Origin of the sequence: Enterococcus sp. AZ101 (assembly GCF_050499005.1) — a bacterium.
GTDB classification, from domain to species: domain Bacteria; phylum Bacillota; class Bacilli; order Lactobacillales; family Enterococcaceae; genus Enterococcus_L; species Enterococcus_L ureilyticus.
Genome location: NZ_JBMHEZ010000001.1, coordinates 1,482,422 through 1,505,619, shown reverse-complemented (window position 1 = coordinate 1,505,619; position 23,198 = coordinate 1,482,422). Strand labels below are relative to the sequence as shown.

General features: G+C 37.1%; 18 protein-coding genes. 5 read left to right on the top strand and 13 right to left on the bottom strand.

Annotation, left to right across the window (positions count from 1 at the left end):
- Positions 1-129: 129 nt before the first annotated feature.
- Positions 130-285, bottom strand: coding sequence for a hypothetical protein (locus tag IGJ50_RS07155; RefSeq protein WP_167351682.1), 156 nt, complete (start codon positions 283-285; stop codon positions 130-132).
- Between the two features lie 207 nt (positions 286-492).
- On the opposite strand from IGJ50_RS07155, the gene IGJ50_RS07150 reads away from it, so the two are divergent.
- Positions 493-1,895 (top strand): IS3 family transposase gene (locus IGJ50_RS07150; protein WP_429949650.1). Its coding sequence is split into 2 segments (ribosomal slippage): positions 493-1,039 and positions 1,039-1,895, totalling 1,404 coding nucleotides; the frame shifts between segments, so codons are not numbered across the junction.
- A gap of 113 nt (positions 1,896-2,008) precedes the next feature.
- Here IGJ50_RS07150 and adhP read toward each other — a convergent pair.
- The 4 genes from adhP to dnaE all read right to left on the bottom strand — a co-directional run bounded on the left by adhP (position 2,009) and on the right by dnaE (position 9,539).
- Positions 2,009-3,028: an alcohol dehydrogenase AdhP gene (gene adhP / locus IGJ50_RS07145; RefSeq protein WP_207120520.1), complete on the bottom strand. Its 1,020-nt coding sequence runs from the start codon at positions 3,026-3,028 to the stop codon at positions 2,009-2,011.
- Positions 3,029-3,216: 188 nt separating this feature from the next.
- The gene (gene pyk / locus IGJ50_RS07140; RefSeq protein WP_069640816.1) at positions 3,217-4,974 is read right to left on the bottom strand and encodes a pyruvate kinase; all 1,758 of its coding nucleotides are present in this window, start codon (positions 4,972-4,974) and stop codon (positions 3,217-3,219) included.
- 97 nt (positions 4,975-5,071) lie between these two features.
- The gene (gene pfkA / locus IGJ50_RS07135; RefSeq protein ID WP_010772717.1) at positions 5,072-6,034 is read right to left on the bottom strand and encodes a 6-phosphofructokinase; all 963 of its coding nucleotides are present in this window, start codon (positions 6,032-6,034) and stop codon (positions 5,072-5,074) included.
- 172 nt (positions 6,035-6,206) lie between these two features.
- The gene (gene dnaE, locus IGJ50_RS07130; protein ID WP_429949647.1) at positions 6,207-9,539 is read right to left on the bottom strand and encodes a DNA polymerase III subunit alpha; all 3,333 of its coding nucleotides are present in this window, start codon (positions 9,537-9,539) and stop codon (positions 6,207-6,209) included.
- Positions 9,540-9,648: 109 nt separating this feature from the next.
- On the opposite strand from dnaE, the gene IGJ50_RS07125 reads away from it, so the two are divergent.
- On the top strand, positions 9,649-9,840 hold the full coding sequence (locus IGJ50_RS07125) for a YjzD family protein (RefSeq protein ID WP_069640818.1): 192 nt from the start codon (positions 9,649-9,651) through the stop codon (positions 9,838-9,840).
- 97 nt (positions 9,841-9,937) lie between these two features.
- Here IGJ50_RS07125 and IGJ50_RS07120 read toward each other — a convergent pair whose 3' ends face one another.
- The 4 genes from IGJ50_RS07120 to IGJ50_RS07105 form a co-directional block, all read right to left on the bottom strand.
- Positions 9,938-11,134, bottom strand: coding sequence for a multidrug efflux MFS transporter (locus IGJ50_RS07120; protein WP_069640819.1), 1,197 nt, complete (start codon positions 11,132-11,134; stop codon positions 9,938-9,940).
- 130 nt (positions 11,135-11,264) lie between these two features.
- Positions 11,265-12,671 carry an NCS2 family permease gene (locus IGJ50_RS07115; protein ID WP_429949644.1) on the bottom strand — a complete coding sequence of 469 codons (1,407 nt, stop codon included), beginning with the start codon at positions 12,669-12,671 and terminating at the stop codon, positions 11,265-11,267.
- A gap of 242 nt (positions 12,672-12,913) precedes the next feature.
- Positions 12,914-15,190: a 5'-nucleotidase C-terminal domain-containing protein gene (locus IGJ50_RS07110; RefSeq protein WP_429949642.1), complete on the bottom strand. Its 2,277-nt coding sequence runs from the start codon at positions 15,188-15,190 to the stop codon at positions 12,914-12,916.
- A 68-nt stretch (positions 15,191-15,258) separates the two neighbouring features.
- Positions 15,259-15,864, bottom strand: coding sequence for a DUF1361 domain-containing protein (locus IGJ50_RS07105; protein WP_429950049.1), 606 nt, complete (start codon positions 15,862-15,864; stop codon positions 15,259-15,261).
- 184 nt (positions 15,865-16,048) lie between these two features.
- Between IGJ50_RS07105 and IGJ50_RS07100 the strand changes: the two genes are divergently transcribed.
- From IGJ50_RS07100 to IGJ50_RS07090, 3 genes are all read left to right on the top strand, one after another.
- Positions 16,049-16,861: a Cof-type HAD-IIB family hydrolase gene (locus IGJ50_RS07100; RefSeq protein WP_429949641.1), complete on the top strand. Its 813-nt coding sequence runs from the start codon at positions 16,049-16,051 to the stop codon at positions 16,859-16,861.
- Between the two features lie 134 nt (positions 16,862-16,995).
- Positions 16,996-18,309: a putative DNA modification/repair radical SAM protein gene (locus IGJ50_RS07095; RefSeq protein WP_429949639.1), complete on the top strand. Its 1,314-nt coding sequence runs from the start codon at positions 16,996-16,998 to the stop codon at positions 18,307-18,309.
- Positions 18,299-19,048 (top strand): TIGR03915 family putative DNA repair protein, encoded by a 750-nt coding sequence (locus IGJ50_RS07090; RefSeq protein ID WP_069640825.1) that lies wholly within the window; start codon positions 18,299-18,301, stop codon positions 19,046-19,048. Before IGJ50_RS07095 ends, IGJ50_RS07090 begins: the two co-directional genes overlap by 11 nt.
- A gap of 114 nt (positions 19,049-19,162) precedes the next feature.
- Here the strand turns inward: IGJ50_RS07090 and IGJ50_RS07085 are convergent, their stop codons facing one another.
- The 4 genes from IGJ50_RS07085 to purN form a co-directional block, all read right to left on the bottom strand.
- A complete protein-coding gene (locus IGJ50_RS07085) occupies positions 19,163-19,657 on the bottom strand; it encodes a prevent-host-death protein (protein WP_069640826.1) in 495 nt (164 codons plus the stop codon).
- Between the two features lie 134 nt (positions 19,658-19,791).
- Positions 19,792-21,063, bottom strand: coding sequence for a phosphoribosylamine--glycine ligase (gene purD, locus IGJ50_RS07080; protein ID WP_207120526.1), 1,272 nt, complete (start codon positions 21,061-21,063; stop codon positions 19,792-19,794).
- Positions 21,064-21,075: 12 nt separating this feature from the next.
- A complete protein-coding gene (gene purH / locus IGJ50_RS07075) occupies positions 21,076-22,617 on the bottom strand; it encodes a bifunctional phosphoribosylaminoimidazolecarboxamide formyltransferase/IMP cyclohydrolase (protein ID WP_429949636.1) in 1,542 nt (513 codons plus the stop codon).
- The gene (gene purN / locus IGJ50_RS07070; RefSeq protein ID WP_207120528.1) at positions 22,614-23,198 is read right to left on the bottom strand and encodes a phosphoribosylglycinamide formyltransferase; all 585 of its coding nucleotides are present in this window, start codon (positions 23,196-23,198) and stop codon (positions 22,614-22,616) included. The genes purH and purN overlap by 4 nt, the downstream gene beginning before the upstream one ends.

The following is a 23,198-nucleotide window of genomic DNA, read 5'->3' as shown; positions in this document are numbered from 1 at the left end:
AAAATTTTTTTTAATTTTCAATAAACAGGAATGAATAAAAATCTCATTATTATAGCTCTAATCTCAAAAAAATATTCTTCTGGTTCCAGAGGCATGCCTTGTAAATTATAATCAAAGATCAATTGTTCTTTAACTTAAGCCATAGACAATCACGTAATAAATCACATAAACCCAACTTAGGACTCCATGAAATACTGCCCAAAGAATACTATGCCAATTCACATACGAAATGACTAATGCTAATGCACACCCAAATGAAATTCCTGCTTTTGCACTTTCTTTCATCACGTTTCCTCCTAAATAAATCTAAATCACGCTACGATTGTTGCTATTTTAATATTAATAGTAACAGAATCCATTTTAAGAAGCTATCAAAGCACTTATTCAAAATTCTAAAAATATTTATTATAAAAAAAGACCCTTAAAAAGTTAGATTCTGAGCCGACCCCCAAAAGTTAGACCCAAAAATCTAACTTTTGGAGGTCTTTTTGTATGGCAAAATATCGTTTAGAATTCAAATTAAAAATTGTTCAAGAGCATCTTGAAGAAAAAAGAGGAATAAATTGCTTAGCAAAAAAATATGGATTTAATTCTAACACTCAAATAAGAAAGTGGATCCATGCGTATAATGAATTAGGCGAAGAAGGACTACTTCGTAGTCGGAAATGTAGGAATTACTCTGTTCAATTTAAGTTAGATGCGATAGAGTTGTATTTAACTACAGAGTTGTCCTACCAAGAAGTAGCCAATCTTCTCAAAATGAACAATCCATCATTGATTGCGAATTGGCTTAAAACCTATCGTAAGATTGGTATAGATGGACTCTCTAAACAGAAAGGACGTCCACCTACAATGTTTAAGAAGAAACGAAATGAAATCCAACCATTACCAAGTGAACAATCTCAATTAGATAAACTAGAAAAAGAAAATAGAATGTTAAAAATTGAGAATGCCTATTTAAAAGAATTGAGGAGGCTGCGTATAGAGGACGAACAAAAAATGAACGAATCGCGCGAATCATTCACAGCCTCCGAGGATACTTTCGATTAAAAGATATTCTGGAAACCCTAAGGTTTCCAAAATCCACTTACATGTACTGGCAAAAACGCCTCGACAGAACAACTTCAACACAAATGATTGAAGAAGAAATTCAAGCAATTCGTAAAGAACATCAACATTATGGCTATAGAAGAATGACACAAGAATTAAAACGACGTGGATACCAAGTAAATAAAAAGAAAGTACAGCGATTAATTCAAAAGCTACAGTTACAAGTCAACGCATTTACCAAGAAATCTAGGAAATATAATTCATATAAGGGAACCGTTGGGAAAGTAGCTAAAAACTTGATTCATCGAAGATTCAACACTTCGGTCTCTCATCAAAAAATCACGACGGATACAACTGAATTTAAATACTATGAAACAGATGACGCGGGCATTCTTCGACTGAAAAAACTATATTTAGATCCGTTTATGGATATGTATAACAGTGAAATTCTAAGCTACAGCCTTTCTACTCAACCAAACGGTAAAACAGTTATGGCAGGGTTAGCAGAAGCAATTTCTCAAACAAATGATTGTCCTTATCGCCGCACCTTCCACTCTGATCAAGGCTGGGCTTATCAAATGAATACCTATGTACAGACATTAAAGGACAACCGTATCTTTCAAAGTATGTCTCGGAAAGGAACCTGTTTAGATAATTCTCCTATGGAGAATTTCTTCAGTATTCTAAAGCAAGAATTGTATTATGGCAAAGTCTATCGGAGTCAAAATGAGTTAAGACGAGCAATTGAAAACTATATTTATTATTATAATAATCATCGAATCAAAGAAAAACTTAACTGGAAAAGTCCAGTAGAGTTTCGACAGTTCGATCAAAAAACTGCATAAAAAATAGAGTAGAAAAATCCACTCTATAAAAAGTCTAACTTTTTGGGGTCACTACATTCACGCTTCCTTTTAAGGGTCTGTTCTATTTAATTTATTTTCACTTCATACTAACTTTATTTTTTTAGATCGACAACCATTCTGCCTTTGATTTTTCCTTGTTCCATTTCTTCAAAAATATCATTGACTTCATGTAAACAGCGTGTTTCTACGACAGGTACTACTTTTCCTTCTGCTCCAAATTGGAATGCTTCTTCTAAATCTTTACGTGTTCCAACTAAGGAACCAACGATTTGAATGCCATCTAAAACAGTCTTTACAATTGCTAAATCCATCGTTTCTGGCGGCAGACCAACTGCAACCACTTTTCCAGCAGCTCTCACTGAATCAACGGCTTGATTAAAGGCAACTTTTGACACTGCTGTAACGACTGCTGCATGTGCACCACCTACTTTTTCTTGAATCCAAGCGCCTGCATCACCATCAGTTAACGGGTTACAAACTAAATCAGCTCCTAATTCCTTAGCAAACGCTAACTTATCATCATTGATATCAACTGCAATTACTTTCGCATTAAAAACATTTTTAGCATATTGAATCGCTAGATTACCTAATCCGCCGATACCGTAGATAGCAACCCATTGCCCAGGTTTTACTTCTGAAACCTTGATTGCTTTATAACAAGTAACACCGGCACATGAGATACTGCTTGCTTGCGCTGGGTCTAATCCCTCTGGCACTTTAACAGCATAATCCGCTTTGACAATACATTGTTCAGCCATCGCACCATCTACTGAAAAGCCAGCATTTTTCACTTGACGGCAGAACGTTTCACGACCAGTAATACAATACTCACATGTTCCACAGCCCTCAAAAAACCAAGCAATGCTAACACGATCTCCTACTTTTAAACTCTCAACACCTGGAGCGATTTCTTTAACAATTCCGATGCCTTCATGACCAATCACACGCCCAGGAACTTCACCAAAATCGCCATGAGCAACATGTAAATCTGTATGACAAACACCACAGTATTCAACATCTACTAAAGCTTCACCAGCCTCAAGTGGTCTAATATCTACATCCTTAATTTCTACTTTTCCGTTATTTTCATTTGTTACAACAGCTGCTTTCATTCTATCACTCCTGTATTCAATATAATTTGGTAACATTTACATTCTACCATGTACGAAATCGTTTTGATAGCCCTTTCAGATAAATCGTTCTTAAATAAAGAAATTTTGTTCACATTCTATAAAAAAGAGTAGAAATGAATCACTTTGCATGATTCATTTCTACTCTCTTAACTGTATAATTAGTTGTTTTAGATTGCTGTTGTGGCACCACGATAAACAATGCCGCGACGAGGATCAACAGTAATTAGCTCATCATTGGTAATCAAGTTTGTTGCATCAGCTGCACCAACAATTACTGGAATATCTTTGGCAATTGCAACGACTGCTGCATGTGAAGTCAACCCGCCTTCTTCAACGACCAAAGCAATTGCTTTATCGATTGCAGGCATATAATCTTTATCCGTTGTTTTAACAACTAAGATAGAACCTTCCGTTGCGTTGGCAACTGCTTCTTCAGCTGTATTCGCTACAACTGCTTTAGCAATTACTGAAGCTTCACCAATCCCTTGACCTTGAACTAATTTTGAACCGATCATTTGGATCTTCATTAGGTTCGTTGTTCCTTTTTCGCCGACTGGTACACCTGCTGTAATGATGATCAAATCACCTTCACTTGCAAACCCTTCTTCTTGAGAAGTGTGTGTTGCTAAATTGAACATTTCATCTGTGCTTGATGGTTTCTCAGCAACTGTTGCATAAACACCCCAAGATAATGATAAGCTACGCGCTTTTTGTTCGGTGAACGTAATAGCAACGATGTGTGATTTTGGACGATATTTAGAAATCATACGTGCAGTGTGTCCAGATTCAGTTGCTGCAACAATAGTTTGGATACCCAAGTTACGAGCAGTGTGCCCAACTGATTGACCAATTGCTTCGGCCATATCTGTTTTGCTGTATAATTTCAATGCAAATGAATCTTGGTTGATCAATGCTTCTTCAGTACGAACAGCAATGCGAGCCATTGTTTGAACCGCTTCTAATGGGTAATCTCCAGCAGCTGTTTCACCAGAAAGCATTACTGCATCTGTTCCGTCATAGATTGCATTGGCAACGTCATTTGCTTCCGCACGTGTTGGACGTGGGTTGCGTTGCATAGAATCTAGCATTTGAGTTGCAGTGATTACTGGTTTTCCTAAAGCGTTACATTTTTTGATCAATTCTTTTTGAACAACAGGAACATCTTCAGTTGGAATTTCAACACCCATGTCGCCACGAGCAACCATCAAACCATCAGAAACTTTTAGGATCTCGTCAATATTGTCGATTCCTTCTTGGTTTTCAATTTTAGGAATGATTTGGATATGTGTTGCGTTTTCTTCTTCTAAAATTCTAGTAATTTCTAAAACGTCAGTTGCACGACGAACGAAACTTGCAGCGATGAAATCGACACCTTGTTCAATCCCAAAACGGATATCAGCAGCATCTTTATCAGTGATACCAGGAAGATTGACAGAGACACCTGGAACGTTTACGCCTTTTTTATTTTTTAATACGCCTTCGTTTTTCACTTCAGTAACGATTTCGTTAGCCTTGCGGTCAATATCTGTTACTTCTAAATCAATCAAGCCATCATCTAAAAGAATATGAGAACCAACGTTTACATCGTTAATTAATTCTGGGTAAGTAATTGAAAATTTTTCGTTTGTTCCTAAAACTTCTGTCATAGAAAGACGTACTGAATCACCCGTTCTTAAAGTAATTGCGCCATTTTCCATCTCATTAGTTCGGATTTCAGGACCTTTCGTATCAAGCAAGATCGCTACACGTTTACCTGTAATTTTTGCAGCTTCGCGAATATTTTTGATGCGGTTGCCATGTTCTTCAAAATCACCATGTGAGAAGTTCAAACGGCAAACATTCATTCCTGCATTCATTAAGTTTACTAGCATATCTACCGTTTCGCTAGCTGGTCCGATCGTACATACGATTTTCGTTTTTTTCATTACCAAACGCTCCTATTCCATTTTTGTTTATACGTCATGAAGATTATCTATTTTCCTCAAGAGCTTCTTTAAATAACACTCAATTTCAAGTGTATTCTTAAAAAGAAATCTCTTGATTTAAATCATAAAGTGATAAATCTGGTTTGTGTTTGTGGTTTTCTAATGTATCAACGATATCAGCTGAAACGACTTGATTGTCAAGCATCCCAATACATTGTCCACCTTTTCCAGCTTTTAATAATTCGACAGCATAAGAACCAAATTTACTTGCCAATACACGGTCACGGGCACTTGGTGAGCCACCGCGGACAACATGTCCTAAGATAGAAACACGTGTATGGAAGTCGCCATGTTCAGAAAGTTTATCGGCAAACTCGTTTCCACCCATAACACCTTCGGCTAAAATGATCAAACAATGTTTTTTACCGCGATCACGGCCTTCTCTAATTCGTTGTGCTACATTGACCATATCAAAATCATGCTCTGGAATGATGATTTCATCCGCACCACCTGCTACACCAGACCAAAGAGCAATATCGCCTGCTCCACGTCCCATTACTTCAATAACGAATGTACGTACATGTGAAGTAGCAGTATCACGAATACGGTCAATTGATTCTAATACGGTATTGATCGCTGTATCAAAACCGATAGTAAAATCAGTCCCTGGGATATCATTATCGATTGTTCCTGGAATACCTACGGCTGGAAATCCACGTTTAGTAAGTGCCATTGCGCCATGGTAAGAACCATCACCGCCAATAACAACTAAGCCTTCGATACCAAATTTTTTCAATTGTTCGATTCCTTTTAATTGTCCTTCTTCTGTTGCGAATTCTGGATAACGGGCAGAGTATAAGAAAGTTCCTCCACGTTGAATTTTGTCGCCAACATCTGCAATGTCTAAACGGCGGATATCGCCTGCTACTAGACCTGCAAAACCGTAGTTAATGCCGTACACTTCGATTCCGTCAAAAATCCCTTTACGTACCACTGCACGAATAGCAGCGTTCATTCCTGGGGCGTCTCCCCCACTGGTTAAAATACCGATACGTTTCATTCGTTCTTTCACCTCATAATAATATACTTTTAAGCTGCAACAAGATTTGCTACAGTTATTCATTACTCAAAAATATTACGTCACTCATTTTACCATTAATAGTGCAAAATGTCTTGATTTAAGAAGAAATAATTGAAAAAAGATGAAAACAATTAGTAGTTTTTACCGTAAATCATTTGAAAACAACATTTTGACTACCCAATATTGCCTCTAATTGTTCTTTTACATCTATTGTTTCACTTAACCAGTTCTCTTCACCTAAGACTAATTTCTTGTTGCTTTTTTCAAAGTAAATGATTACTGGCGTATTTCCTTTATGCTTTTGCAGCACTTCATGAATACTGTGTAAAACTTCTTTTTGGTCTCTTGCTTCTGAAATTTTTAAGTAACACGTTGTTGCACTAATACTAGTTTCAATGTCACTCGCTTTTTCTATTTGATTGACTAGTAATTGCAACTCTTGATTATAGTTACTTTTTTCTACTTTACCTTCGACGAAATAAACCTGATTTTTTTCAACAGTTTGACGAAGTGTTCTGAAAACTGCTGGAAAAAGTGTCAAAGATAACGAACCTGTTAGATCATCCCCTTCTACGAAGGCCATTTGTTCTCCTTTTTTGGTACGAATCACTCGGACATCTTTCACATAAATTAATAAACGCGCCGTTTGATTTTCAACCACATCGCTGACTAACATTACTTGTTTAGCTAAACGAGTTTTCTTAAACTCTTCAGTCGGATGCCCAGATAAATAGACACCTAAATATTGCTCTTCCTGTTCTAATTTCTCTTCTAACGAATAATCAGCTACCTCTACTTCTTTTAGTTTCAAAGTATCTTCTAAAAGGTTCATACTACCACCACTGTAAATAATGTTTTGAATCTCACTATCTAAACCGACTGCTAATTGCCGGCGATTCGCTTGTAATTCATCGAAAGCACCGATGGCGATTAGTGGCTGAATATTTTCTGCTTTTAACCATTTGCGGTCAATACGCAATAAAAATTGATTGAACGTTTTAAACGGACCATGTTCTCTACGTTCATCTAAAATATTCTGGATAAAATCTCTACGTATTCCTTTCAACGAGCTAAAGCCAAACATGATTTGATCATCATTATTTAGGTAAAAACTATACTGACTAGAATTGATCGCAGGTTGCATGATTACCATCTTACTTTTGCGAGCTTCACCGATGTATTCCTTGATTTTAGTAGGATTATGTCGAACAGAATGGAGTATAGCAGCATAAAAAGCTCCTGGGAAATGAACTTTTAGATAGGCCATTTGGAATCCAATAAAAGAATAGGCAAATGCATGTGAACGGTTAAAACCATAATTCGCAAAGCGTTCGATATAATCGTAGATCGTGGTTGCGACTTCCTCACTATGCCCTTGTTTCATTGCTCCCTCAACAAAGTGTTTACGTTCTTCATCTAGCACATCTTTTTTCTTTTTACTGACGGCTCGTCTTAAAATATCTGCTTGCCCTAAGCTAAAGCCTGCCATCGTTGAAGCAACTTGAATGATTTGTTCCTGATAGACAATAACGCCGTAGGTATTGTTTAAAATTGGTTCTAAAACAGCATCTGGATACTCAATTGGTTCTTGTCCTTTTTTTCTACGAATAAACAAATCAATATTTTGCATAGGTCCTGGTCGATACAATGCATTGACTGCTGCGATATCTTCAATACTAGTTGGACCTAATTTTCTTAAAACATTTCTGATGCCCGCCGATTCAAACTGGAAAACACCGCTTGTTTCACCTCTTCTAAATAAAGCCAATGTTTGTTCATCACCTAGTGGAATTTGGTTTAAAATCACTTCTTTTTTATAGACTCGTTTAACCGATTTGATCGTATCATCAATAATTGATAAATTTCTCAAACCTAGAAAATCCATCTTCAACAAACCGATTTTTTCAACATCATTCATCGTAAATTGCGTAAGAAAGATATCATTTGATCCAGGTTGCAACGGAACAATATCAATCAAATCAAGATCACTAATCACCACACCTGCTGCATGTGTCGATACGTGACGTGGCAATCCTTCTAGGCGAACTGCTGTATCATATAATAAACGGTTAGTATCAGAAGAGTTTACTAATTCAACGAGTTTTTTCGAATCGTTATAAGCCGTTTCCAGTGTCATTTTCAGAGCACTTGGTACCGAATTTGACCATCGATTGGATTCACTTTGTGATAATCCAAAGACTCTTGCCACGTCTCTTAGAACCATTTTAGCTGCCATCGTTCCAAATGTCGCAATTTGAGCCATATGATAATGACCATATTTCTCTCGAACATACTGCAATACTTCTTCTCGGCGATTATCAGGAATATCTAAATCGATATCAGGCATCGAATGTCTTTCGGGATTTAAAAAACGTTCGAAAAGCAAATCATACTTAATTGGATCGACATCAGTGATTGACAAGACATAAGAAACTAATGAACCTGCAGCAGAACCACGACCAGCGCCTGTCACGATTTTTCGATCATGAGCAAATGCCATCACATCCCAAACAATCAAAAAATAATCGTCAAAGCCCATCGTATGGATAATCGTGAGTTCCTTTTCCAGTCGTTGCTCATACTCAATTGAAGCATCAGGTATTCGCTCAGGTAATTTCTGCAGACACAGTTCTTTTAAGAATACCCCTGCTTGCTTCCCATCTGGAATGGGAAAATGCGGCAACAGACGCTGATGTAAGGGGATTTCTACAGTACAAGCAGCAGCCATATTTTCTGCATTTGAAATAGCTTGTTGGCTGACCTTTACTGTTAGTTGATCGACAGCATCATTTTGACTTCTTAGATAAAAAGGGCCTTCGATCTCCGTTTCTTCAGCATTCAAAGTCATCTGCTGGCCTTCATCGATATGTCTTAGCACTTTCAACGCAAAACCATCTTGTCGATTTAAATAACGTGTTTCTTGTAATGCAATCAATGGTTGGTTTTGGCTTTCATAAAATTGAAAAAGTAATGGATCTGTTTCTTGATTACAGGTAAAAGAAGCACTGGCAAAAAAGGAAGCTGGATCAAAATAATCGGTTAAGCGGTTTAAGCTCTCTGACGCTTCCTCCACACTTCTTTTCAAGGCAAAAGTAACTTCTCCTTTGTCAGAAGGCATTACAGCGAACAAATGACTCAAGTAGTTTTTCACTTCATCTAGATAGAAAATTTTTTCACTATTCATCTTAGCCGTTGAAATTCGCATCAAGTTTTGGTACCCTTCTAAATCTTTTGCATACAACAATAGTTGAGCAGATTGTTCAGACTTGTGAGGTGTATATTCTACTGTTAAGCCAATAATCGGTTTGAGCCCTTCCTTCATACAGGTTTCAAAAAACTCGATTGCGCCATGAAGTACGTTGATATCCGTGATTCCAACGGTTTGGTAGCCCAGCTTTTTAGCTTGCTGAACAAATTGTTGAATTCGTATTGTACTGGAAAGTAACGAGTAGGAAGTGATTGTATATAATTGTGGAAAAGACATAGGACATCTCCTTACTTACATAATGGTTTTAAATCAAAAAATGTAACTTTCAATTCCTTTACATTTAGAAAAATTGTGCTAAACTATAGCTAGAAAAGAGGTGCAATCCATGCGTTACATTCTTGTATTGTTGTGGTCTTTTTTACTTGGACAAGTCGTTGGCTATATCGGTGGTGCCTTAAATGGCGGAACTTATGATTTTATGCTGACAACCGTTATATCATTGATTACCGGCGTGATTATCTTATTGATTGGTCAATTTGCATTACCAAAAAAAGAAACCACTAAAAGTGTTCAATAACTAAAAGTAGTATTTAGCTTTTAACCTTAAAAAGCATCATTATAAAAAAACCAGTTACTACAAACATTGTAACTGGTTTTTTTATGTTTTCAACCGTTTAAAGTCTTTTATTTAAAATTTTGCGGAAATTAAACAACGATAAACAGATATTTCCTAGTACAAAACAAGCTGTCACAATAAATACAGCACTATAGCCCATTCCGTGTGCGACAGTTGAGCCAATCATAGGACCTAAAACTTGTCCGAAATTGCTAAACATCTGATTATAACTGTATATTCGGCTGACGCCTTCGGTTGGCGTGATCTTACTGATCAATGTATTAATCGAAGGCATTAAAGCACCTGTTGAAAAACCTAGGAAGAAACGTAATAGTCCTAATTGAAACGGTGTTTTAACAAAAGCCATCGGAATATAACAAATCATCGATAAAATCAATCCCGCTAGTAACACTTTATGATTGCCAATTCGATCTCCAAGTTTTCCTAGTATCGGAGAAGAGATCACTGCTGAAACCCCTGCAACAGAAACAATCAACCCACTAATAAATAATATATTTCCCGTATCTTGACTCAATGAGCGGATATACAACGTTAGAATTGGACTAATACTTGTCACACCAATTTGTAAAATCAACGTGGTTACAAATAAACCAATGAGAATTGAGACATGTTCCATTTTTGAAAAAATCTCTTTGGTACTTAATAAGTCTTTTTTCTCAACAGGCTGAAAATCTTCTTTCACCATAAAAATGGTCAATAATGTTGTGATCAGCAAGACGATTCCCGTAATAATGAAAACATTCTCCATGCCAAACCATTGAGCTAGGGCACCGCCGATCGAAGGTCCAATCAAATTTCCTGCAATAGCCCCTGTTGATAACGTACCTAATGCCCAACCACTTTTTTCCTTAGGTGCTTGTGAGGCGATCATTGCTGTTGCATTCGGAATATATCCTGAAAGAATTCCATTAAAAAAACGCATGATTAACAACCAGTATACATTAGGCACAAAAGCCAATGAACCCATCGTGATCGTCATTCCGGCAGCAGCCCGGATCATCATGACTTTGCGTCCTTTCCTATCTGCTAAATTCCCCCAGATTGGTGCTACGATCGCCGCTGCAAATGCAGTAACCGCGATTGCAAGACCTGAAAACAGCTCAACTTGACTTTTTGGCGTTCCTAATTGTTCAACATAAACAGGAATAAACGGCATCACCAAGCTAATACTGGCTCCTGTGAAGAAACAACCTAACCAAGCAACCATCAAATTCTTTTTCCAATCAATTTTCATTTTCACGCACACCTCACAAATTCTTCACTATTAACTATACTCCAAAATATGCAATCTCTCAAAAAATAATTGTCAAAAATGAAAAAAGCTCAACTATCAATCGATAGTCAAGCTTTAAAATCAAGTCATTTTATAAAATTGCTAAAATAATAAAGTTTAAAATAAACAAAGCATTGACCACCCAGAGAATCGGCGAAACTTCTTTGATTTTTCCTTTTGCAACTTTAACTACTGCGTAAAAAATAAATCCTGCAGCAATTCCGTATGAAATACTATAGCATAATCCCATAAAGATCGATGCAAAAAATGCTGGTACTGCTTCTTCTAGATTAGTCCAGTCAATATCTTTGAACGATGCTAACATCATCACACCAACTAAAATCAGTGCAGGAGCTGTTGCTTGTGCCGGGACAATTGCAATCAGCGGAGACAACAAACTGCTCAATGCGAATAAGGCAGCAACAATAACAGACGTTAAACCAGTCCGACCACCAGCACCAATCCCTGCAGCACTTTCTACATAAGTCGTGGTATTAGATGTTCCAAATACCGCACCGATCGATGTTGCAATCGCATCTGCAAATAATGCCTTATCCATTTTTGTAGAAAAACCTTTACTATCCTCTAAAGCCAATTCATCTTCTTTCGAGAAGATCCCCGTGCGACGGCCAGTACCAATAAATGTACCGATCGTATCAAATGTATCGGATAAACTAAAGGCAATGACTGTCATCAACACCTGAGGGATTTTCGAAGCATCACTAAACAGTGATTGCATACCATCAGCACCAAAAGCGGCACCAAAAGTCGTTCCTAAAGCACCAATAGAGTTTCCTAAAGAATTTTCCTGCCAGTTAATCGATGAAACATTGACCACACCCATTGGGATTGCAATGATTGTCGTTACAACGATACCGATTAGAATCGCTCCGCGAATATTTAAAACGACTAAAATCGTTGTAATCACTAAACCTATCACCGCTAATATAATTTCAGGATTATTAAAATTCCCCAAAGCAGGAACAATACTATCCCCATTAACAGCGCCATTTTTTGGCTCAGCTTGAACTGTAAAATCTAATAATTTTGCATTTTTGATCCCCACATACGCAACAAAAATACCGATACCTCCGCCGATGGCATGCTGCATACTCTCAGGTATTGCATTAATGATCAATTTACGAATTTTTGTAACAGTAATCAAAACATTGATCAAACCACAGATAAAGACCATTGCTAATGCCTGTTGCCATGTATAACCCAAACCAAAAACTACTGTAAAAGTGAAAAAAGCATTTAGTCCCATTCCTGGAGCTTGTGCATAAGGAACATTTGCAAAAAGTCCCATAATCAATGTTCCAATGATCGATGCGATAATCGTTGCTAGAAATACTGCTTGAAAAGGCATTCCTGTTTGAGATAAAATTGATGGATTAACGAATAAAATGTAGCTCATCGCAAAAAATGTGGTTACCCCTGCCATCATTTCAGTTGAGACGTTTGTTTTGTTTTCCTTTAATTTGAAAAACTTTTCCATGAAATTGTTTCGCTCCTCTTTACTAAAATTTCATCAGAATACTAACACGTTCGTTAAAATAATAAGTGCATCTTGCTTTTCCTGATGAATACTTTTAAAGTATAAGTTAGAGTTTAGTCTATTTCAACAAAATATTAACTTTAATCTCATTAATTGTTATTAATGTTCGTGTTTGTGTCTGTAGATGTAAAAAAAGCGATACAATCGCCAGTTCTCTCCAACGACTATAACGCTTTTTACTATTATAAAATTTTTCTTTTTATTAGATGAGTCCCACATATTCCCAAAATCACTATACCACTTAACATAATAGAAGCGGCTTCTTTTTCACCAGTCTTCGGTAATTCTTTTCCAGTGCTCGTTTTGGCAAGCTCTTTAGTGTTCGTTGTCTCTAGAGTCACTTCTCTTTTTGGTAAAATAGCTAATGAGAAAATTGCTTTATTTTGTTCTTCATCTAACACTATTACAGTCAATTTCTTTTTATCTTTGATTTTTAACGAAGTAACGTTGAGCTTGATCCGTCCTTCTGAATCCGCTTGTCCAACTAAATCACCTTCAGGCAGTGCGATGGTTCTAGTTTTTGTCTCTGGAAGTTCGCCAACATAAAGAACGATTTTTGCATTCGGCAACGTCACGCCTCTTAAAAGCTCATCATCTTCGTACAAAGGATCGAAAATCGTTGCTTTCTTGATTCTTTCTTCCGCCTCATTGGGCTCAATAATTGGTGGATCAACTGGATCTGTGGGATCAGCTAATTTTTTTCGATTTTCAATCGATGCTGCAATCAATTCCCCTGTAGCTTCCTGACTTTCAATATATCCAATAAAAGTCTCTGTATCTGGTTGCATCGCATTGACTAACGTTGCTTGTGTAAACCCAGCAAAACCGTCTCCTCCACCATATAAAAAGTCATTGATTACGACCTGATACGCTTGTTCTGCTTGCATTCGTGTACCGTCTTTTTCATACATTTCTTGTACTTTGAACGGTTGTTCCTTGTTATCAGTTGCTACATAGGTATACGTTAAACCAGAAATCTGTAAGAAGTAGCGTTCCTCTTCATCATATTGCTCATTTAAGACTTGTTCAATCTGAGAACCAGTCATTTCAACGACTTGCAGGATATTCCCAAATGGCTGAACAGCTTGAGCAGCGCCCCAAGTAATTGTGCGATCTTCGCCAACCACTAAATCAGCACGAATTCCGCCATTATTAGTCATGGCAAAATCAGCATTGATCCCTTGTGCATGAGCCATTGCAACTTGACTGTCCGTAATCAGATTTCCCAAAGGAGATTCTTTCGATCCATTAACCTCTCGTGTAATTGCAGAAGCTTCTTTCGCCGTTCCAATTTTTTTATTTGTTACCATGGCAACACGTTCTTCCGCATCTTTCACCACAGCATCTACTTTTTTATCTATTTTCGGAGCCGTTTTATTAGCTGGATCAACTGGTAAAACTCTCGCATTCGGTGTCTCTACAAAATCATTAGTCTTTGGATCAAGTGTTCCTTGTAAATCGATATATCCTTTTCCTTGAGAGGTGGACTGGACTACTCTCGTTTTATTGACTACACCGTTTGTATACTGGTGATTATGTCCCGCAAAAAAAGCATCTACACTGTTATCAGGATATAATTTATCGACTTGTTTGATGATTTCAGCTGCTTCACCATCAACCTTATTAGCCTTACTTGTTGCAGGTACATGAGCTAAAACAACAATGGCATTCACGCCAAGCTTCCTTAATTGACTTGAGTAATAAGCAATTGTTTCAGCTTCATCTAAAAAATCATACGCTTCATAATGTTCTTTTAAAACTAGGTTAGGAATTTCAGTTGTTACCACACCAATAAAGCCAACCTTCACCTTATTATTTGCTGTCCCTACCTCTTTGATCGCATATGGTTTCCACCCAAAAGGAATTTCTTCTGTTCCTTTTTTAACAACATTGCCAATCACGATCTGGGTTTTGGATTCTTCTCTTGGATACGCTGTCAGAATACCATACGGATCATTTTGCGGATTTTCTCCAAGCATAATTCGATTAAACTCTTGTAAACCTTCATCAAATTCATGATTACCTAATGTTCCTATGGAAAAATCCATTTGGTTCAATACCTTTATCGTTGGCTCATCTTGAAGCAGACCTGAACTTGCAGGACTTGCACCAACCATATCTCCTGCTTGCACGCGTATAGTTTGTCCCCCAGTATTTGCTATAGAAAATTGTTCCTGTGCATGATTCAAATAGGCAGCTAGTAACGGAGCGGTTCCTGTGTTTACCGTTTTTTTACCTTCATCGTCAAAAAACGAACCTGATGTATTCAAAGCACCATGAAAATCATTGATACCCAAAATTTGAAAGGGAATTTCTTCAGTTTGCGTCGGTTGTTGTTGCATCGATGTATTTGTTCCATTTTCTGTTTGGGCAACAGCAACTTCAGCCCCAACTGTAGTACTGCTAACGATACCAATCATCAATAAACTAGTTAATAAAGAGCTTTGCCACTTTTTCATGTATGTAACTCCTCTTCAATTATTTCCAAATATACTTAGTTAAAGAGTAACAATTTCCAAACACACTGTCAATATAGCTTTTCACCATCTACTTCTGAGTCTAACGCTCTTACTCCAATAATAGAAGCGAATAAAATAAGCTGCAATCCTGTCAATAAAATAATGAATAACCCTTTATCCACCGACCACTGAAGAAAAATAATTTGGATTGTTTGAATAGGTTTCGTCAATAAATGGACACTGTGCAAACGATCAAAACGTCCAACAAATATAGCCAAGCTAGATAATGCATTAATAACTATGACAAAAATAACACCGTGCCATCGGCTTTTAATTAGCCCTCTGCGATAACATTCCTTTATTATTGTAATCAATGTCGCCATACCTAAATAACCGTACACACAAATTCCGATAGTCAGCAAACTGAAAGATAACCACGCCGACAATGATTGCCCGAACAACTGATTCATCCCATGGTAAATAGGTAATTGTTCTAAATGAAAAAAATCAGTAAATAAGTATGGTGCATTGGGATAAAATAATAGCCAGAACATTCCTAACAGAAAAAAGAGTTGCTTGGTCGCTTTTTTAAAATGAAAGCTTAGTTCTAATGGAATATAGGCTAACAAAACATTCAGCGCCATAAAATGATACACCTTAGCAAAGAACAGCATATACAAGCAGTAGAACACCGTCCCTATTCTTACTAACCAACGATATCTTTGATTCAAATGATTCACCGTCCTTTTTTATCTAGTGTATCATATAGACATTATTTTCAAAAATTTTCTTGAAAACTTGTCATTCTGCTATTTTGTGCTAGACTAAGTGAAAGAAAACTTTCCGGGAGGAACGACTTTGAAAAAATTAATTGCAATCGATTTAGATGGTACAACGTTAAATGGACAGTCACTGATTAGTGACACGACTGAACAAGCCTTAAAAAACGCAATGCAACACGGGCACTATGTCAGCATTGTTACTGGTCGCCCTTATCGAATGAGCGGTCAATTCTATCGTCAACTGGGGTTAGCAACTCCGATGGTCAATTTCAACGGTGCTCTTGTTCATATGCCAGAAAAACAATGGTCTGACGAAAAAGAAACTGGAATCCAAAGAGATTTAGTTTTTGATATTTTAGCTCAAAAGAAAGCCTTAAATCTTGATTTTGTAGCGGCAGAAAATAAAGAAACATTTTATATTGATAGCTTAGATTACTTTGATTCAGGTTTCTTCGCCTCAGAAGCAACGCCTAGTAACCTTTTGACAACTAAAAATTTACTGACAGATCCAACTTCAATGATGGTTCGGACTTCCAAAGAGCAAGCAGAGCATGTTTCTGACTCTTTAATGAAACAATATGGTGATTATGTAGATGTTCGAACTTGGGGTGGACCCACACCGATTTTAGAAATCGTTTCAAAAGGCATCCAAAAAGCGAAAGGGGTCGAACAAGTCGCAAATTACTTAAACGTGAAACGTTCTGACATCATCGCATTTGGTGATGAACACAACGATGAAGAAATGCTCGATTACGTTGGTTGGGGTGTTGCAATGAAAAATGCAACAGATAAGATCAAATCTGTAGCCAATGATGTTACGGATAAAACGAATGATGAAGATGGTTTAGCTGATTATCTTGAACGATATCTAGACTTAAAAAAACAATAAAAAACGTGAGTGGAATGAAACTGATTTTTTAGTTTTATTCCACTCATATTTTTTATTTTCAGTTTTGACAAAATCAATACTTCTTGCTAAATTAGGAACATATGTTCCGTAAATTTTAGAGATGAGGGCTTGTAATGGATTTATCTAGAAAAATAGAAATTCTTGCTGAATCAGCAAAATACGACGTATCTTGTTCCAGTAGCGGGGTTACTGATAACTCGCGAAAAGGAACTGTAGGTAGTACTGCAACAGCTGGAATTTGTCATTCTTTCACGAGCGATGGCCGGTGCGTCTCGCTTTTAAAACTACTTTTTACAAATGCTTGTATTTTTGATTGTCATTATTGTATCAACAGAAAATCTAATACGATCCCTCGGGCCACCTTCACGCCAAAAGAAGTGGCTGATTTAACGATGGACTTTTACATGAGAAATTATATTGAGGGGCTTTTTCTAAGTTCGGCTATTATAAAAAATGTCGATTATACGAGTGAATTATTGATTAAAACATTGAAGATCTTACGCTACGAAAAAGGATTTAAAGGGTATATCCACGTGAAGGCCATTCCAGGTGCAGATGAAAAATTAATTGAAGAATTAGGCTTTTTAGCTGATCGTATGAGTGTGAATGTCGAATTGCCTTCAAAAGAAAGCCTGAAATTATTAGCACCTGACAAAGATCCTTTTGCTTTATATAAACCTATGAAACAAATCACGCATAAGAAGAAAGAACTTGTCCAAGTACCCGCTTTAAAAAAACAGTCCCCATTTGTTCCTGCTGGTCAATCGACACAAATGATTATCGGTGCTTCTCCCGAAAGCGATCATGCAATTGTTAAGATTGCCGAAAATTTATATAAAAAATATGAATTAAAAAGAGTTTATTATTCTGCATATATCCCTGTAAATCAAGATTCTTTACTACCAGCGATTACAACTGACCCCCCCTTATTAAGAGAGCATCGATTGTACCAAGCAGATTGGCTGTTACGCTTTTATCGATTTTCTGCCGATGAAATTTTATCCGAAGATAAACCGAATTTTAATTTATACTTAGACCCTAAAGCCAACTGGGCAGTCCAAAACTATGAGCAGTTTCCAATCGATGTACAATCGGCTTCTTATGAGCGTTTGCTAAGAATCCCTGGAATCGGACCAAAAAGTGCACAAAATATTTTAAAAGCTAGAAAGTATTATCAATTACATTTATCAGATTTAAAAAAATTAGGCGTTGTGATTAAGCGAGCGCAATATTTTATCAGTTGCAATGGTGTTCGCCAACCTGGATTGAACGACGATCCTGAATGGATCATTTCTTCTTTGATTTCTTCTCGCCAATACGAAACATTAAAAAAGAGCAACAGTCAATCGCAGCAAGAACAATTATCCCTGTTTGATGTTGAACGTTTTGAGACAACCAAACGAAAGGAATCCCGTTATGCACATTGAAGAAACCACAGAAACTTGGGAATATGATGGTAGTTTTTATGGTTTTTTAACGATTATTTATCATGCCTTTAAAAAACGAGTATTTCCTGAAATCATTGTAACGTCAGATAATGCGATCGAAAATTTATTTGCTAGTCATTGGATCGCAACAGACGAAGTACTGGCTCAAAGAATTCAAGCTCGCCTGACCGAACGATTACGAAAAGAAAATTGGCAATTTATTATTGATGGTTTTTATTGTTCATTGAGAGATAAAGAACGCTGTTTGCTAGACGCTGTTAAAATCAGCTTGACAACTGATAGTTTATTGACTAATCACTTAGGACACCCGTCCATTTTAGCTCTTCAAAATGCTTTAAACGCTTTATTTAGTGAAGTCCATGCATTAACTGGTTTTATTCGATTTGAGTATGTAGGTGATTCACTTTACAGTACTATTGCTCCTAAACACTTTTCATTACCGTACCTTTGTCCCCATTTTGCCAAAAGGTACCCCAAAGAGACACTTATAATTTATGATGAAACACACCGCTTACTGGGAATTATCGAAAATGGACAAATTAAATTTATTGAAAATAGTGCGCCACCAACATTTGATTCCAACGAAACTGAACAAGGGATTCAAGAAAACTGGCGTTTCTTTCTTAAAGCCGTTACGATTGAAGAAAGAAAAAATGAACGAGCTCAACTTTCTCATTTACCAAAACGCTATCGTGGCCATATGGTTGATTTCCAATAGCTTGTTCTACATATTTGAAAATAAAAGGAAAACGTACAAACAGTGGGAGCAGAAGCAATCGCTTCTGTCCCACCTTGGTTTTTTCTGATTCATTTGTACAATCTGAATATTTGATTAATCCACTCTAAGATGAATTTTTTTCACAATTAATTTATCTGATAAATGAGATTGATTACTTTGTTCCCCAATCACTTCAGCTAAAATGCTTGTACGATCTTCTTTTTTCTGAAAATGATAGTCAATTTTACCAGTTTCATTTAATTCATTCATCATTTCACTATAATCTTCTATTTCAATTTTCTTCGTAATAAATCCTAATGAGACCAAATGGTCATCTAAAATTTTAGTTGATGTTAAGGAGCCAAAAGCAATTTTTTGGCGAATTGCTTGATTCAATTCTGCCACTTTTACGTCCTGTCCTTGCTCTTGCGTTTTTTGCTTAATTAGCGCTTCATATTGTTCAGCCGTTAACATCACTCCGGCGATTTTTTTTCTATTGTAAATGTAAACACCTGTATTTTTCTCTTTTGCTGTTTCAAAAATGCTCATTGGTGATTGTTTTACATCTGTAATAGAAACTGATACATGTTTATTTAGTTTATCTTCCATTAGTCAACTTCCCTTCAAACTGATTATATCACACAGCTCAGCGGTGTGAAGGGGCTTTTAAGAAAACAAATCAAAAAGATCGAGTCTAAAACAACGGATAGACAACTAAAAGAGGAGGAAAAATCCCTCTTCTTTTAGTTGAACGTCACACCCTTAAAACCAATATCTCTACGGTAAAAAGTTCCTTCTGTATTGACCATATTTAGAATGCCATAAACAGCATTCTGTGCTGCTTTCAAGGTTTCCCCGCTAGCTTCTATAAGATAGATACGACCACCATCTGAAACTAATTGTCCAGCTTGCTCTTTTACACTTGCATAGTAAACTTGTCCTGTTTGTATCCGCGAAAAATCTGGAATTGGATAGTTTAATTCACTATTGCTTGGATAACCTTTCGCTGCAACAACTACTCCTAAGCTATAGCCATCTTTTTTCCACAGAACGGTTGGTTGTGTGCCTGTTAGTAAATCATCAATAATTTGAGCAAAATCACTTTCTAAACGTTGCAAGACAACCTGAGTTTCTGGATCCCCGAATCGTGCATTAAATTCAATTACTTTAGGACCTGTTTCTGTGGCAATCACCCCAGCATACAAAATCCCTGTGAACGGTCTGCCTTCATCCACTAGTCCTTGGGCAGCTGGTTTGATGATCGTCTCTATTGCTTCTTTGACGATTGCATCAGAAATTTGCGGAACTGGGGCATATGCGCCCATACCACCTGTGTTCGGACCTGTATCTCCTTCATATGCACGTTTATGGTCTTGTGAAATCACCATAGGAAAAACTTCATGATCACGAACAAACGCTAGTAACGAAAACTCTTCTCCGGAAAGGAATTCTTCCACCACGACTTTCGCACCGCTCAAGCCAAATTTATTTTCTTCCAGCATTGCTTTTAAAGCTTCTATTGCTTGTGCCTCACTATCTGCTACTACAACACCTTTTCCAGCCGCTAAACCATCTGCCTTAATCACAATAGGTGCACCTTTTTCTAATACATATGTTTTTGCCAATTCAAAATCAGCAAAGGTTTGATAATCGGCTGTTGGTATTTGATATTTATCCATAATTTTTTTTGCAAAATTTTTAGAACCTTCAATAAGTGCCGCAGCTTTAGTAGGACCAAACACTAGTAAACCCGCAGCGGTAAAATCATCAACTAAACCATTCAATAAAGGGACTTCTGGTCCAACGAAAGTCCAACTCACCTTCTTTTTCTTGGCAAATTGGATCAATTGTACATGATCATCTTCCGCAATATCGACTAATTGAATACCATCATTTATCATTCCAGCATTTCCCTTAGCACAATAAACTGTTGTAACTCTAGGACTTTGAATCAATTTTTGAGCAATCACATGTTCTCTGCCGCCACTTCCAATCACTAAAATAGTTAATCCCATCTGCTTCTCCTTTTAATGTCTAAAATGTCTATTATCAGTAAACACCATCGCAATACCATACTTGTCTGCCATGTCGATTGATTCTTGGTCTTTGATACTACCACCCGGCTGAATAATTGCTTTGATTCCCTGTTTGCCAGCATACTCTATGCTATCAGACATTGGGAAAAATGCATCACTCGCTAAAACAGCTTCCTCCACTTTTTCTCCTGCTTGTTTGATGGCTATTTGGACAGAACCAACGCGATTCATTTGGCCTGCACCAATCCCAAGCGTTTGCTGACTGTTGGCAACAACGATTGCATTGCTTTTAACATGTTTGACCGTTTTCCATGCAAATTCCAGCGCTGTTCGTTCAGCACTTGTTGGGTTTCTTTTCGTTACAACTTGCCATTTTTCGACATCTTCTTTCATAATATCTTGATCTTGGATTAGTAGTCCACCCAAGACTGAAACTTTTTCATCTTCTATCGCTTGAGATTTCTTAGAAAAATCAAGCGTCAACAATCGTAGATTTTTTTTACTACTTAAAATTGTAAGTGCTTCATCCGAGAAACTTGGGGCAATAATAATTTCTAGAAACAATTGGTGCAACTTTTCAGCTACTTTTAGATCAACTTCACGGTTTAAAACAACGATCCCACCGAAAATTGAGAGTGGATCTGCTTGATAAGCATATTGATACGCTTCATCAAGCGTCTCACCAATTCCCACTCCACAAGGATTCATATGTTTAACAGCTACTACTGCAGGTTGGTCAAACTCCCTAGAGATACGAATAGCTGCATCTGCATCTTTGATGTTATTATAAGATAATTCTTTCCCATGCAATTGTTTCGCACTGGCAATCGAAAATGAAAGTGGCAGAGCATTTTGATAAAATGCCGCTTTTTGATGGCTATTTTCCCCATAACGCAAGCTCTGTTTTAAATCATATGTCAAAGTTAGTGTTTCTGGTTCTTTTTCTCCTACTGCTTCAGTTAAATATTCTGCAATCAAAGCATCATAAGCAGCTGTATGTCGAAAGACTTTTGCAGCCAACCTCTGTCTTGTAAGAAGGGTTGTTTCTCCTGCGCTGGCTAGTTCCGATAATACCTCATCATAATCTTTTGGATCAACGACGACAGTGACAGATTGGTAATTTTTAGCGGCACTGCGTAACATACTTGGACCACCAATATCAATGTTTTCAATTGCTTCTTCTCGGGTGACATGCTCTTTTAAGATTGTTTTCTTAAACGGATAGAGATTGACACAAACAAAATCAATCGGCTGAATGTTATGTCTTTCCATAGCCTCCATATGCTCACTCAAATCACGACGACCAAGTAAACCACCATGAATCTTTGGATGTAAGGTTTTAACACGACCGTCCATCATTTCTGGAAAATCAGTCACTTCTTCAATCGAAATTGTTTGAATACCTGCTTGTTCAAGCATCGCTTTTGTACCACCTGTTGAAATAATTTCGATTCCCTGTTTCGCCAAGCCCTTGGCAAAATCTGCTACGCCTGTTTTATCTGACACACTGATTAATGCTCTTTTTTTTATCATTCAGATTTCTCTCCCTGTTTTGTTTGAATAAGCTGTGCTAGGACACTCGGATATAGCCTGTGCTCTACATTATGAATTTTTCTTTCTAAAGAATCGAGCGTGTCAGTTGGTTCAATCAAGATTTTTTCTTGTGCTATGATCGGACCTGTATCAACACCATCATCCACATAATGAATCGTCACACCTGTTTCAGAAACATTACCACAAAAAGCATCTTTGATCCCATGAAGACCAGGAAAACGAGGTAATAGTGAAGGGTGTATATTGATCAAGCGATTTGAAAAAGTTTCTAACAAAGTTGGGCCAATGATCCTCATGTAACCTGCTAAAACAACTAAATCGATTTGCTCTTCTTCAAGTAAATGAAGGATTTCAGCTTCATATAGTGCTTTTGATTCAAAATCGTTTGGTGAAAATGAAATAACTGGAATCAATAATTCTCTAGCTCTCTGAATCACATAAGCATCTTTTTTATCACAAAATAATAACGTAATTTCAGCAGCAATCAAGCCAGCTCTTGACGCTTCAACAATTGCTTGAAAGTTGCTGCCATTTCCTGAAGCAAATATTGCTAACTTCAT